The following is a 14,148-nucleotide window of genomic DNA, read 5'->3' as shown; positions in this document are numbered from 1 at the left end:
GTTTTTTAATGAATATCTCTGTATAATCCGATTACTTTACCTAAAATACTAACCTTTTCATAAAATAATGGTTCCATTGTAGCGTTTTCTGGTTGCAAGCGAATCATTTTTTCTTCTTTAAAGAAACGCTTCACCGTTGCCTCGTCATCATCTGTCATCGCTACAACGATATCTCCATTATTAGCCGTGTTCTGCTGTTTTACAATGACCATGTCACCTTCAAGAATACCAGCTTCAATCATACTTTCACCTTCAATGACAAGGATAAATAAATTATCATCCGGGCTCGCATGTGAACTCGGCACAGGGACATACTCCTCGATATTTTCAACAGCGGTAATGGGTATTCCAGCAGTAACCTTACCGATTACTGGAGCATAACGAGCTGTATTTTTCGGAATATTCCCTTCACCGTCTTGATCTAATATTTCAATGGCCCTTGGCTTAGTCGGGTCACGACGGATAAACCCTTTTGCTTCTAATCTTTCCAAGTGTCCATGAACGGTTGAACTCGATGCAAGTCCGACAGCCACAGCGATTTCTCGAACGGATGGTGGATAACCTTTTGCATGAACTTCTTTTTTTATAAAATCTAAAATCATCTGTTGTCTTTTAGAAACTTTTGTCATCTATTTATCACCTCTTACATAGGATTTATTATTACTAGTTTACCATCGTAAGAAAGATTATGCAAACGTTCGTTCGAAAAAACTGTTGACAGGACCACTTGTTCGTGCGATAATACGTTCTAGAACAAAAGTTCTAAAAAAGTGGAGGGATTTAACTATGTTCAATAGATTATTTGCGAAGTATTCAAAAGAAGATATATTCTTTACTGTCGGTTTCATCTTAACTTTGGTATTCTTATATTTCTCTCTCATTGCCAATGCTTAATCACCCAAGAAGGAGAAATCGAATCGTGAAAGCAGTCATCTATTGTAGAGTAAGCACAGATAAAAAAGAACAGGAATCATCACTCGCTAGGCAAAAAGAAGAATTGTATGAACTAGCGACCCGACAAGGATTGGATGTCGTTACATGTATTGAAGAGCAGGTGAGTGGTTATGAGATTAATAGGGACGGTATCTTTGAAATGCTTGAACATTTTTCAAATGAGGAAGCGGAATGCCTATTAATTCAAGATGAAACGAGACTAGGTAGAGGGAATACGAAAATAGCCCTGTTTCATCAATTACAAAAGTTAAATATTTCTATATACACAGCGATTCATGATGGAGAGCTGGAATTATCAGAATCAGATTCTATGGTTTTACAGATTGTCGGTATTGTCGAGGAATACCAAAGGAAAATTCATAATTTGAAAATTAAACGTGGAATGCAACGGGCAGTAAAAGATGGATATAATCCGAGAAATAATTTAAAAAATATCGGAAAAGCACCGGGGAGAGAAAGATTGGAAGTGCCGCTTGAGGAAATTGTACGTCTTCGCGATAAAAAACTTACTTTCGGGGAAATCACAAGCACATTAAATGGCTTGGGGTATAATATTTCAAAAGCAACCGTCCACCGTCGTTATCAAGAGTATGAACAAAATAGCGACCTGCAAAATGAAAACCTTAAATGAGACAAGTTGTATTGCTTGTCTTTTTTTGTTTTATGCTTTATAAATAAATGTGAAAAACAATAATAATACTACAAATAATTACGGTTATTATTGTACAAAGTAGGGTATTATTACATGTTAGATACAACCTGCATTAATCCTTCATGGAAACTGTAAGAGGAGGTACATATATGTTATCAAAAGAAAAACTTGCGCGGATTAACGAGCTAGCAAAAAAAGCAAAAAAATCCTCCCTAACCGATGAGGAAAAATCCGAGCAAAAACAACTCCGCGAAGAATATTTACAAAACATCCGCGGTTCATTTACAAACCAACTGAAAACCCTTAAAGTTATTGATCCAGCAGGTAATGACGTCACTCCACTAAAGGTGAAAGATATGCAAAAAAGAAATGAAAAGCACTAATTTGTTTGGGCATTCGACTTAATTCGCTTGTGAAGTTTGCACATTCATTATAGAATAGAAAATAGATACATATTATTGTGGAACTTTGAAAGGAGATAATTATGTCTAATATTGAACAACTATCGATCAATACGATCCGCACACTTTCAATTGATGCGATTGAGAAAGCCAATTCTGGCCACCCGGGTCTACCGATGGGTGCTGCACCTATGGCCTACACGCTATGGACTGATTTTATGAATCATAACCCAAAAAACTCAAAATGGTTTAATCGTGACCGTTTTGTTTTATCTGCAGGACACGGTTCTATGCTGTTATACAGCCTATTACATCTTTCAGGCTATGATGTTACAATTGATGATCTTAAAAACTTCCGTCAATGGAATTCCCGGACACCTGGACATCCGGAGGTTCTCGATACAGACGGTGTAGAAGCAACTACTGGACCACTTGGACAAGGTATTGCAATGTCTGTTGGAATGGCAATGGCAGAAGCACATCTTGCGGCAAGATTTAATAAAGAAGATGCATCCATCATCGATCATTACACATATGCACTGGTGAGTGACGGTGACTTGATGGAAGGTATTTCCCATGAAGCAGCTTCCTTAGCGGGCCACCTTGGCTTAGGTAAGCTAATTGCTCTATATGATTCGAATGATATTTCTCTAGATGGTGAACTTGATCGTTCCTTCTCAGAGGATACAGAAAGTCGTTTCAAAGCATACGGTTGGCAAGTAATTCGTGTGGAAGATGGTAATGATGTAGATGCTCTCCGTGCAGCCATTAAGGAAGCGCAAGCAAACACTGATCAACCAACATTAATCGAAGTAAAAACAATTATCGGATACGGCTCACCAAACAAATCAAACTCAGCAGCTTCCCACGGAGCGCCATTAGGTAAAGATGAAGTAACACTTACAAAAGAATATTACAAATGGGCTCACGAAGAATTCAACGTACCAGAAGAAGTGTACGCTGATTTCAAAGAGAAAATTCAAGATAATGGCAAGAAAGCAGAAGATGCTTGGAATGACCAATTCGCTACTTACAAAGAAAAATATCCGGAAGAAGCAGAACAATTGGAACAAGCTATCAAAGGTGAACTTCCAGTTAATTGGGAAGAAGCGATTCCTGTATTTGAAGAAGGAAGCTCTCTTGCAACTCGTGCATCCTCTGGTGAAGTGTTAAACGCAATCGCTAAAGCAGTACCTACTTTCTTCGGTGGTAGTGCAGACTTGGCAGGTTCGAACAAAACAATGATGAACGATGAAGGTGACTTCACAAAAGCAGATTATGCAGGGCGCAACATCTGGTTTGGTGTTCGTGAACACGCAATGGGTGCTGCCTTAAACGGTATGGCACTTCATGGCGGTTTGAAAGTTTATGGCGGAACGTTCTTTGTGTTCAGTGACTACTTACGCCCATCCATTCGTCTAGCTTCGATCATGAAGACACCGGTAACATATGTGTTTACGCATGACTCGATTGCGGTAGGGGAAGATGGTCCGACTCACGAACCGGTTGAACATCTTGCTGCATTACGTGCAATGCCTGGCCTTTCCTTAATCCGTCCAGCAGATGCGAATGAAACTGCTGCAGCATGGAGACTTGCGTTAGAATCTAAAGATGAGCCGACAGCACTTGTTCTTACTAGACAGAACCTACCGACCCTTCCTGGTACAGTCCAGAAAGCTTATGAAGGCGTGAAGAAGGGTGCATACATTGTAAGTCCAGCTGAGAAAGAAACAGCGGATGCTTTACTGCTAGCAACTGGTTCTGAAGTACAACTCGCTGTAGAAGCACAAAAAGCGCTGAAAGAAAAAGGAATTGACGTCTCCGTAGTAAGCATGCCATCATGGGATCGCTTTAACAAACAAGACGAAGCATATAAGAATAGTGTACTGCCTAAGAATGTTACGAAGCGTCTAGGTATCGAAATGGGTGCATCCTTCGGGTGGGACCGCTACATAGGTACAGAAGGTGACATTCTTGCGATCGATCGCTTTGGTGCATCAGCCCCAGGAGATAAAGTTGTAGCAGAGTTTGGATTCACTGTTGAAAATGTCGTACAACTAACTGAAAAACTTGTTAATAACTAAGATTAGCTAGATTTTCAAAAGAAGAGCAGGCCTCTAAAACGCGAATGTTTTAGAGGCCAATTTTTTAATCGACAAAACTAGTGGGAATTTATAACAGAATATGACAGTAATCGTATCGCGGAATACGTATAATGGAATGAAAAAGGAGTGCTTTCCATGTATACGTATTCTATTTTTTCTGTTAAATCCGAGATAGCCGTACATTATTTCTATAAGACAAGTGTTCTTTTCCGTTTTTTCAAAGAGTTTAAAGAATGCCCAAGGCTTACCTATTTGCAGTTACAATATAATTATGTCATTGAACCACTCCAATTATCACTTGTGGCAGCTTACCTGCGCAGCTTAACCGATGACGTAAACATAGAAAAGAAGGATAAATACATACAGATTTTTTGGGAAGGAAAAAGTTTGACGATCTATGAGGATGGTCATCATATTGAACTAACTTGTTCATCCATTCAAGAAGCAGAGGAATTCTTCTTTCCAATCCTTCGTAATTCACCAGGATTTTATTTTGTCATAAACAATCGTTTGAATGACTATGGCTGGTTATCAGTTAAAAATAACAAATTGATCAATAATCAAATATTTTTTTCCTACCCATAATTATATTTTTTATCTATTGCAAGGTTGAATAGATGTTTATAACCAGATGAACCTCTTTAGTATAAAAGCCGTCTGAAATCGATAAATTAAAATGGATTTCAGACGGTAAATTTTCACGTAAGATTAGAGTTTTCAATGGTTTTCAACGAACAACTGCACGTGTACTTACTCTTTCTCTCCAAACTTCTCGAGAACACGGTATAAATCAGGCGCAGATCGCTCGAGCCGCGTTGGCTTGAAGTCTTGATTAACCCACATATGTTTTGTGATACCTGAAGTAATGAGTTCACCTGTAGGTTCAATAACGATTTGATTATGTGTTGTGGTGAAATTCTCTTCTGATATTTTCCGGGCCTCATAAGCAAATGTGAGTTTGATAGGTGAATAGTCAGTGATTTTTGTGTAAATCGCAATACAGTCATCGAATGTCGCCGATTGTTTATAATCGCATTCGACCCCAAGAACCGGGAGTAAGAAGCCCCTTTCTTCCACATGACTGTAGGCCACACCGTAGTGGCGCATACATTCGGTCCGAGCCATTTCAAACCAGTTGATATAGTTGCCGTGATGGACAACGCCCATTCGGTCTGTGTCTTTATAGGGTACACGATAATTTGTTTGATGCCACTTTGCTGTCAATATAAAAATCTCCTTTCTTTTTTTGATTGATTTTCCACTTTATCTTTTGATTCGCTCTTCAGCGATGTCTTGCAAACGGAACTTTTGCACTTTACCGGTACTCGTCATTGGCCAGTCTGAGGATTCTATAAACCAAACATGACGTGGAACTTTAAATTTGGCTAAGCGCTCGGCACACCAATCGGTGACGTCTTTTCGTTTTAAGGTTTCACCTTCTTTTAATTCAATGAAGGCCGCTCCGATTTCAGTTGTGATTTTATCACTGACACCGACGACCTGTACTGCTTCGACGGCTGGATGATAAGAAATCGCAATCTCTACCTCTCTTGGTGAGACAAGTTCTCCGGACACTTTAAACATTTCCTTACTTCTGCCGAGCATTTGGATATAGCCATTTTCATCAATTCTGCCGACATCGCCTGTTCTGAGCCAACCATCCTTATCAATGACTTTAGCTGTTTCTTCAGGCTTTTTATAATAACCATGCGTAACGGTAGCACCTCTAACAGCAAGCTCACCGATTTCGCCGTCTGGTAAGTCCTCACCTGTGTCGCGGTCAATCGTTTTATATTGAACACTGCTCCCATTAAACTCAGGTAAACCGCTCGCGCCATTCAGTTTAGGACGACCGACTCGGGTAGAGATACGTTCTAAAGGATCGCCTATTTCTGTAGTTACGCCGGATGAAACCACTTCAGTTTGTCCATAACCTGTGATCATTTCAGTGACACCAAGAACGTCAAGCGCTTTTTGCCAAACTGATACGGGTGCCGCGGCCGCTCCACACCACATGGCGAACAAATTCGATAAATCGAATTCCCCGACCCTCGGATGATTTAAAACTGGCATCAACGTGGAAGGGACGCAGAGATAATCATTTGCTTGGTACTTCTCCATCAACTCTAGGGATTTAAGCGGGGAAGCCCCTAATGCGGAAACGACTGAACCTCCGACAAAAGACATGGCACCAATCGCTTCAATAATCGCAAAACAATGATAAAACGGGAGCGGTGCAAATGTCACTCTTCCTTCCTCTATCGCCCGACTTAAGACCGTACCATACGAGCATCTGAGCAGCATATCATCCGTTAACATAACCCCTTTAGGACTTCCGGTAGAACCTGATGTATACATAATAATTGCTACTTCATCTGGGTAGCGGGACAGCTCCCAGCGTGCGTCTAGCTCTGAATCGGAAATCTTCTTTGCTCCGTTTAAAAAGTCTTCCCGGGACAGGAACTGTTCATCAATAGGTTCTGCACCCACTTTTTCAAAACTAATGACTTTCTCAAGGACGCTGTTTTCTTGAAACGTTGGTGTTGACATGAGCTCTTTAACAGCTTTTCCATGCAGTTTATCTTTGACTTTTTCCTGTAAAACTAAGTATTTGGCGTCTGACTGGGTCAAAATATATTCAACTTCCCCTTTGGTCAGCATTGAATTTATTGGAATAAATACCGCTCCGACCATCGACGCAGCAATCATGAGGGAGGGGAAGGATGCATCATTATCCATTAAAATAGCGATATGATCGCGGCGTTTAACACCAAGCTGCATAAAGCCTTTCGCATACTTGATTGCTCGTTCCCAAATATCACCGTAACGATGCTCTTCACCGTTAATATATAGAAAAGGTTTCTCAGCATAAGCTTTTGTCGCTTTTTCAAAATGTCTGGCTAACGTATCACGGGGCCAGACGGGAAAACGATTTTCTAATTTGTTTCTTCTTTCTTCAACACTTGCTAATAAAGCCTTAGACAATGACAATCTCCTCTCAATCAATGATGTATTTATTTCATTTTTTTAAAAACAAGGACGGCATTATGTCCGCCAAAACCAAATCCATTCGATAAAGCAATTTCAATATGTCCCTTGACGGCTTTGTTCGGTACATAATCTAAGTCACAATCTGGATCAGGCTGATGTAAATTCATCGTTGGCGGAAAAATATTTTCGTTCATACTTTTTACTGTAACAATACTTTCTACGCCACCCGCCGCTCCGAACAAGTGGCCCGTCATTGACTTGGTAGAACTAACTTTCAACCTATAAGCATGTTCTCCAAAAACTTCTTTAATAGCAGTTGTTTCGGATACATCACCAGCTGGCGTGCTCGTTCCGTGAGCACTGATGTAATCAACGTCTTCCGGTAAAATACCTGCCCGCTCAATGGCTAGCTGCATTGCCTTCTGTGCCCCGTGGGGTGCGGGATCGGTAATATGATAGGCATCGGTCGTGCTCCCATAACCGATAATTTCACCGAGAATATTAGCGCCACGCTGCTTTGCGTGTTCATATTCTTCAAGCAGCAGTACACCGGCGCCTTCAGACATGACAAAGCCGTCCCGATTGCTGTTAAATGGCTGGGAGGCTTGTTCCGGCGCATCATTTTTTGTGGACATCGCACGCATTTTTGAAAAACCTGCAAAGTAAAACGGATGGATGGTCGCCTCAGCACCGCCTGCAAGCATGACATCGGAATAGCCATGAGCAATGTTATGATAAGCTTCTCCAATCGCATGATTGCTCGTTGCACACGCAGAAGCGGAGGAGAAACTCGGTCCACGAAAACCTGTTTTTATAGCGGTTAAGCCGTTCGCCATATTAGAAATGGAGCCAGGCAGCATAAAGGGAGAGACCCGATTAGATCCTTTTTCAAGCATGGTTTTATAATTATCAAGCAAGGTTGTCAGCCCGCCGGCACCTGAACCAATATAAACGCCTGCCCGGTCTTTGTTTAACTTTTTCAAGTTTATTCCGGATTCTTCAAGCGCCTGGGTAGCGGCCGCATACGCATATTGAGTGAATAAATCATAACGTCGTGCTTCTTTTGGTTCAAGATATGTTTCACTTTGAAAATCCTCGATATAGCCGGCGATTTTTGTCTTGATATCTCGGAATTTTTCAGAATCCAATCGTTTAATCCCTGATTGACCTTGTTTTATATTTTTCCAAAGTGTGTCTGTGTCATTACCAAGTGGAGAAATCACACCTGTACCAGTAATGACTACCCGCCGTTTCATGATGATAACCTCCTTTAAAGCGCAAGTATACTTATTGTACAATGTATTTTACTTTCAGGCATGTTTTTTGAATTGGTATAGTCCAAATCCCCAGAGTATCCAAGCTGGTCATACAATTGAAAAAATTAAAAGAGGATGCGAATCAATGGTTTTAATTCCCACTTGAAATGGAATGAAAGTTCGCATACAATTAAATCGGAATGAGAACAATAGTTCTGATTGAAGGCTAGCAAAAAAGGGTTATTTTAGAGCTTAATCATCCAAATAAAAGATTATTATCTTTTTTATTTGGATGATTACAGTGGTAAAGCTACCGAGCAATATATACGTGTCTGTAGGAATGACAGTCACATCTTGGTTTACCGTTACAACTGCAAAAAGGACCGAACGTCGAAACTTGAATATCTTTTCGTTTGGCCTGGGAAGGAGATAGTGTAATGAAGGATAGAGGAAATATCAAATGGACATCAATCATGCTACCGGAGCACGCAAATTTATTAAAAGAAATGTGGGCTCGTGATGAATGGAATGAGAAACCGATCTTAGATGAACAGCTCGTAATGGAAATTAATTTAAAGCTACAACTAGCATTACATAATGAATTAACTGTTGAAGTGGAGTATTTCAAAAATCATGATTATCACAAAGTTAGAGATAAGTTATTGGCTGTTGATCCGCTCAATAATTATTTAAGATTAGAGGGTATGGAATTGCCGTTGGATGCAATTGTAGGCGTTTGGATTGATTGACAAGAGGCTGGGACATAACTATTCTAATATGAATTAAATCCGAACAAAACTGCTAACTAGCTCTGGGAATATACGGAGACTCCAGAAGGAGGAAAAGCATCGGTGAGACCCCGCAGGGCAGCAGCCCGAGGAGGCTCACCAGCCGCCTGCGGAAAGCGTAGTATATTCCCGGAGCGGTTGTTGATGCTCTTTCTTATCATTTGTTCGGATTTATAACCATACTAAGAAGTTATGTCTCAGCCTCATGTTTTTTATTTGTCCCATATTTTTAAAGTCTACCCACAAAATATCGGTCCCAATCTAGCCCCAAAAGTAGTCTCAAATTGGCTCATTAACTTGCATTATCTTGCTTTTCTATTTTTTATTTTTCTTGTTATTCTATTTAATGTTGTTGTGTTAGGGTTTCAATAGATTGATTCCATTGTTTACAAAATCGATTGTAAAAAAATCAATTACCATGGTCCATTTCATCAAAGGGAAGATAGAGGATTTAACTTTTAAAATAAGCAACAATCTATTCAGTAAAATAGTCTTGAAATAGTTTACAAAATATAAGATAATATGCCTATAACATTACTTTTTTAGGGGGAATAGTGATGAAGAAGGTCTTAATTTTATTTTTGTCATTGATTGTCGCTTTAACTTTAGCGGCGTGTGGTAGCGAGTCGGAGGAAAAGGAAATCGGGGAAGTTGATTCAGAAGGAGAAAAACAATCCGAGCAAGAAGAAGTTGAAGGAAGTTCTGATTCAGAAGAAAGTGAAGCAGCTGAAGAATCTGAAGAAGTTGAGTCAAGCACCTATGATGAGGTACTACTGGATAATGATGATGCAATGGTTTCCTTACAAGGCATCGAGACAATTAGAGATGAAACCTTTGGCGATGAGTATAAGGTTAAATTAACTATAGAAAATAAACTTGATGAAACTATAGAAGTTCAGGCACATGAAGTGTCACTTGATGGTCTTATGGTTGATGACATGGTATTCTTTAGCGAAACTGTAGCTGGAGGAAAAAAATCAAATGCGGAACTTTCAATTATGGCGCTTGATGAGGAACTGCCAGAACTGAACGAAAATCTTGAGTTTAAATTAATGATCTTGGATGAAAATTTTGAAGCACTAAATGATTCAGTAGTGAGTATTGACATAAAATAATTAATTTTACAGGCACTCTTCATTGGGTGTCTTTTTCTATGCTTAAAATTACGGAGGCAGGTGATGTGACATGAGTAAAAGCAAAGGTGTAGAAAAAGTAAGTACCATACACACGTAGAACCGAGACTAATTGAAATGGAAAGATGGGCAAGAGCAATATCTTGACTTAGTGAAAATGAAGCAGTTAAATTCGATCACTGGACAGGTTTCACCGACTTAACTATCTTGCGTTTTTATTTTTCTTGTATTATTCTATTTAATGTTGTTGTGGTAGGGTTTCAATAGATTGATTCCATTGTTTACAAAATCGATTGTATTCTTACCCATAATTATATATACTTGTTGAAGAGAGTAACGAAGGAGGAAGGCAGACATGAGCACAATTTGGGTAGTATTAATTGCTATTGCAGCTTTAATAGCAGGTGTTGCTCTTGGGTTTTTTATTGCAAGAAAATATATGATGAACTACTTGAAAAAGAATCCGCCAATTAATGAGCAAATGCTTCGTACATTAATGATGCAAATGGGTCAAAAGCCATCACAAAAGAAAATTAATCAAATGATGCGCGCAATGAATAACCAGGTAGATAAGTAATAAAACATCATCACACGAATTCAAAACCACTTTTTCTGTTAACTTTAAACAGAAAAGAGTGGTTTTTATGTTTTTATCTATACTATTAATATAGAATAGTTTACAGAAAGGAAATGCCAAATGATAAACGACGAAAATAGTTTTCAAATACTACCTGAAAGTTTCTACAGGCGGCCAACGCTCACGCTTGCAAAAGAACTACTCGGTAAAATCCTTGTCCATGAAACAGAGGAAGGAATAAGTTCCGGAGTGATTGTGGAAACAGAGGCTTATCTCGGTGCTGTAGACCGGGCTGCACATAGTTATGGATACAGGCGAACGAAGCGAACGGAGATTATGTATCATCAGGCGGGGCTAATTTATACCTACCGAATGCATACGCATTGTCTACTTAATATCGTGAGTGGAGAAGTCGGTGAGCCGGAAGCAGTCCTAATCCGCGCTGTAGAACCATACACTGGAATAGACTTGATGAAGCAAAAACGTCCGGTCAATAAAATGCAGAATTTGACAAGCGGGCCTGGAAAGCTGACGAAAGCGCTCGGAATAACGATGCAAGCGTATGGCGAGCGAATATACAAACAACCGTTATATATCGCTGAAGGTATCACGGTTGATGACATTCTGACAGGACCGCGTATAGGAATACCGAATACAGGAGAAGCTCGTGACTTTCCCTACCGTTTTTGGGTTGCTGGTAACTCATTTGTTTCAAGATAAGCGGATGTTTGAAGTGCGAATCAAACGACAAGGTCTCTCAATTCTTATATACTAGGAGTTGGAATACGATGTAAGTGTTGTCTTTTTGTCAAAAACAAGGCCGCTACTCCCAAGACGTTTCTGGTAAAATAGGGGAACATAACAAAAATATAGGGGAGATTATATGTCAGAAATCAATATATTTCTAGCCTTTGGTGCTGGGTTTCTTTCTTTTGTTTCACCCTGTGTCCTACCTGTATATCCTGTATTTTTATCCTATATTACAGGTATGAGCATTAATGAAATTAAAGATGATAATAAAAAAATGAACCGACAAGCATTACTCCATACGATTTTCTTCCTGATCGGTTTTTCGAGTATTTTTATTGCGATTGGTTTCTCTACCTCCGCAATTTCAGCATTTTTATTGACTTATCAAGATATCATTAGACAAGTCGGTGCAATCTTAATTATTTTCTTTGGGTTGGTTATTGTCGGTGTTTTAAACTTTAAATTTCTAATGAAAAACAGACAGATTCAATTTAAAAGCCGTCCAACCGGATACATCGGTACACTATTAATCGGGATTGCGTTTTCCCTCGGCTGGACACCTTGTACGGGACCGATCTTAATGGTTGTGTTCTCCCTTGCAGCATCCAATCCAGAGCTCGGAATGATTATGATGATCGCTTATATTTTAGGATTTGCGATTCCATTCCTCGTTATGGCATTCTTTATCGGAAGGATGAATTGGATCAGGAAACACAGCATGAAAATTGTTAAAATCGGTGGCTATGTGATGGTCTTCTTCGGAGTTGCCCTGTTCTTTGATTGGATGACCGATGTGACGGCACTGCTTGCCAACTGGTTTGGTTTTTACGGTTTTTAATGCAACTATTGATGATATAATGGGGAGTAAGAATTTTTGAGAGAGTGATAAAAACATGTTTTGGGGTATTGCAAGTACGATTGGAGCCACAATGATGGCTGTCATCATGATTTTTGTTCGTTTGAAAATGGGGAAGAAGCCTGCATCCGTGAAGAAGATTATCCTACCGCCGCTATTTATGAGTACTGGCGCTCTCATGTATATCTTTCCCATATTCCAGATTAGCTGGTTCCAAGTTATCGAATCCTTTGCACTTGGAATGGTGTTCTCTATTATTCTAATTAAGTATTCGAAGTTTAAGATTCACGATGGCGAAATTTACCTCAATCCGTCAAAAGCGTTTCCGTTTATATTATTTGGACTTCTCGTCGTCCGCTTAGCATTGAAGGTATTAATCAGTGGATACATTTCACTTGGAGAGACCGGCGGAATCTTCTTCATGCTCGCATTCGGCATGATCCTTACATGGCGGATTGCTATGTTATATCAGTACCTGCAACTTAGAAAGTCAATAGCAGAGCAAAAGCACCTTGCATAGAAGCGAGGTGCTTTTTGTCTTATTTCTTATAGCTCTCTTGCCAGTTTGTGCGATAGTCATTTTTGGAGAGTTGGAATAAATGTTCATACGGTTCCACTGGGATTCCTTTCTCCTTAAGTTTTTTACGCAAGAATTTATGGTCACGTTTTGGTGTAGCAATGATATAACCTTCAATTAATGTATCTTGCGTAATCACTTCTTCCTTTTTCTTTAAGGCGACTTCACCAATTTTACTTGCAATCGTTTGGCGGGCGACATCACGGAATAGCTCGGGAACAGGGGAGACGAGTTCGTCTAGTAAAGCTTTCTCCTCATCCCTCCACATCTCTTTAGTCAAATCGACATAATGCTCTTGCCAGTCCAGAACAGATTTCCCGTCTTCCTTAGGCAAGCTTTTCAGGAACTTACGGAACATGAAGAACCCGCCAATTCCCATAAGCGAAATTAGGAGAAAACCCCATAATACAAGAATAATACTCAATAATATTCACCTATTTCTTTACTTTATGACAAAATTATTAATAATGGGATTATAAACAATTGAATAATTTATTTTTAGAATATTTTATAGTAAGATAGAAATATACTTAACATCATTATAAGAAGAAACTGTTCAAGTAACAAGTATAACAGTCGATAGATTCATCACATTTCAATCTATCAGAATAAAAATGATAGCGAATCATATAGATAATATTACATATAAATATATTATGTTTTAATTTAGGGGGAAGGGTTTTATTGTTTCATTAAAAAGAAAGGGGACAATTGAATGAAGATAGGAGAGATTTATTCATTAGAATTCGAGCAGCAGCTATTATTTTCCAATTTTCCCAAATTGCCAATAAACATACTGGAGTGGATGGGGAATCACTTAAATGATGCATTTATTGTCTGGGATGATAAAGATCGAATCTGTTTTGTTAGTCAGTCCGTGAAAAACTTACTGGGTTATAGGCAGGAAGAGCTTATCGGAAACCCATGGTATGAGCGAATTCAACCACTCGAACCAAAGAGAGTCGAGCAGTACTTAGACATGGAAAAAGAAGAAGGCATGCATGTTGAACTTCTTCATAAAAATAAACAAGCTGTCTATGTGGAAGTGTGCTTAGCTCGGATTCATGTAAAGCTCCACATTGTTCCATCTAAAACACTTGCTAATTGT

General features: G+C 39.3%; 16 protein-coding genes. 11 read left to right on the top strand and 5 right to left on the bottom strand.

The annotated features are described in order from the left end of the window. Positions 1-5: 5 nt before the first annotated feature. Entirely contained in the window at positions 6-629 is a 624-nt protein-coding gene (lexA, locus tag IEX94_RS14565) for a transcriptional repressor LexA (protein WP_188858488.1), read from the bottom strand. Positions 630-919: 290 nt separating this feature from the next. Here lexA and IEX94_RS14560 point away from each other — a divergent pair, with 290 nt between their 5' ends. The 4 genes from IEX94_RS14560 to sirA all read left to right on the top strand — a co-directional run bounded on the left by IEX94_RS14560 (position 920) and on the right by sirA (position 4,697). Continuing rightward, on the top strand, positions 920-1,585 hold the full coding sequence (locus IEX94_RS14560) for a YneB family resolvase-like protein (RefSeq protein WP_156856466.1): 666 nt from the start codon (positions 920-922) through the stop codon (positions 1,583-1,585). 170 nt (positions 1,586-1,755) lie between these two features. Further along, positions 1,756-1,989: a DUF896 domain-containing protein gene (locus IEX94_RS14555; protein ID WP_156856467.1), complete on the top strand. Its 234-nt coding sequence runs from the start codon at positions 1,756-1,758 to the stop codon at positions 1,987-1,989. A 101-nt stretch (positions 1,990-2,090) separates the two neighbouring features. After that, a complete protein-coding gene (tkt, locus tag IEX94_RS14550) occupies positions 2,091-4,091 on the top strand; it encodes a transketolase (RefSeq protein ID WP_370459759.1) in 2,001 nt (666 codons plus the stop codon). Positions 4,092-4,247: 156 nt separating this feature from the next. Beyond that, complete coding sequence (gene sirA / locus IEX94_RS14545; RefSeq protein WP_156856469.1) at positions 4,248-4,697, top strand: sporulation inhibitor of replication protein SirA; 450 nt, start codon at positions 4,248-4,250, stop codon at positions 4,695-4,697. Positions 4,698-4,862: 165 nt separating this feature from the next. Here the strand turns inward: sirA and IEX94_RS14540 are convergent, their stop codons facing one another. From IEX94_RS14540 to fabF, 3 genes are read right to left on the bottom strand one after another with little or no spacing between them, the layout of a single operon-like run. After that, complete coding sequence (locus IEX94_RS14540) at positions 4,863-5,336, bottom strand: acyl-CoA thioesterase (protein ID WP_156856470.1); 474 nt, start codon at positions 5,334-5,336, stop codon at positions 4,863-4,865. A 39-nt stretch (positions 5,337-5,375) separates the two neighbouring features. Further along, on the bottom strand, positions 5,376-7,097 hold the full coding sequence (locus tag IEX94_RS14535; RefSeq protein WP_188858486.1) for a class I adenylate-forming enzyme family protein: 1,722 nt from the start codon (positions 7,095-7,097) through the stop codon (positions 5,376-5,378). Positions 7,098-7,126: 29 nt separating this feature from the next. Next, positions 7,127-8,359, bottom strand: coding sequence for a beta-ketoacyl-ACP synthase II (gene fabF, locus IEX94_RS14530; RefSeq protein ID WP_188858484.1), 1,233 nt, complete (start codon positions 8,357-8,359; stop codon positions 7,127-7,129). A 437-nt stretch (positions 8,360-8,796) separates the two neighbouring features. On the opposite strand from fabF, the gene IEX94_RS14525 reads away from it, so the two are divergent. From IEX94_RS14525 to IEX94_RS14500, 6 genes are all read left to right on the top strand, one after another. Beyond that, positions 8,797-9,108, top strand: a complete 312-nt coding sequence (locus IEX94_RS14525) for a YolD-like family protein (RefSeq protein ID WP_156856473.1) — start codon at positions 8,797-8,799, stop codon at positions 9,106-9,108. A gap of 596 nt (positions 9,109-9,704) precedes the next feature. Continuing rightward, entirely contained in the window at positions 9,705-10,262 is a 558-nt protein-coding gene (locus tag IEX94_RS14520) for a hypothetical protein (protein ID WP_156856474.1), read from the top strand. 373 nt (positions 10,263-10,635) lie between these two features. Further along, positions 10,636-10,857 carry a YneF family protein gene (locus tag IEX94_RS14515; protein ID WP_156856475.1) on the top strand — a complete coding sequence of 74 codons (222 nt, stop codon included), beginning with the start codon at positions 10,636-10,638 and terminating at the stop codon, positions 10,855-10,857. A 120-nt stretch (positions 10,858-10,977) separates the two neighbouring features. Then, the gene (locus tag IEX94_RS14510; RefSeq protein ID WP_156856476.1) at positions 10,978-11,577 is read left to right on the top strand and encodes a DNA-3-methyladenine glycosylase; all 600 of its coding nucleotides are present in this window, start codon (positions 10,978-10,980) and stop codon (positions 11,575-11,577) included. Positions 11,578-11,740: 163 nt separating this feature from the next. Continuing rightward, positions 11,741-12,445 (top strand): cytochrome c biogenesis CcdA family protein, encoded by a 705-nt coding sequence (locus tag IEX94_RS14505; protein WP_156856477.1) that lies wholly within the window; start codon positions 11,741-11,743, stop codon positions 12,443-12,445. Between the two features lie 55 nt (positions 12,446-12,500). Next, a complete protein-coding gene (locus IEX94_RS14500; RefSeq protein WP_156856478.1) occupies positions 12,501-12,983 on the top strand; it encodes a CcdC family protein in 483 nt (160 codons plus the stop codon). 19 nt (positions 12,984-13,002) lie between these two features. On the opposite strand, the gene IEX94_RS14495 is transcribed toward IEX94_RS14500, so the two are convergent. Further along, complete coding sequence (locus IEX94_RS14495) at positions 13,003-13,464, bottom strand: DUF2621 family protein (RefSeq protein WP_156856479.1); 462 nt, start codon at positions 13,462-13,464, stop codon at positions 13,003-13,005. A gap of 291 nt (positions 13,465-13,755) precedes the next feature. Here IEX94_RS14495 and IEX94_RS14490 point away from each other — a divergent pair. Beyond that, positions 13,756-14,148, top strand: a 393-nt coding sequence (locus tag IEX94_RS14490) for a PAS domain-containing protein (protein WP_188858482.1), incomplete at its 3' end; no start/stop codon positions are given.

The sequence above is a fragment of the Oceanobacillus indicireducens genome, assembly GCF_014647195.1.
GTDB lineage: Bacteria > Bacillota > Bacilli > Bacillales > Amphibacillaceae > Oceanobacillus > Oceanobacillus indicireducens.
This window is presented reverse-complemented; position numbering and strand designations above follow the sequence as displayed.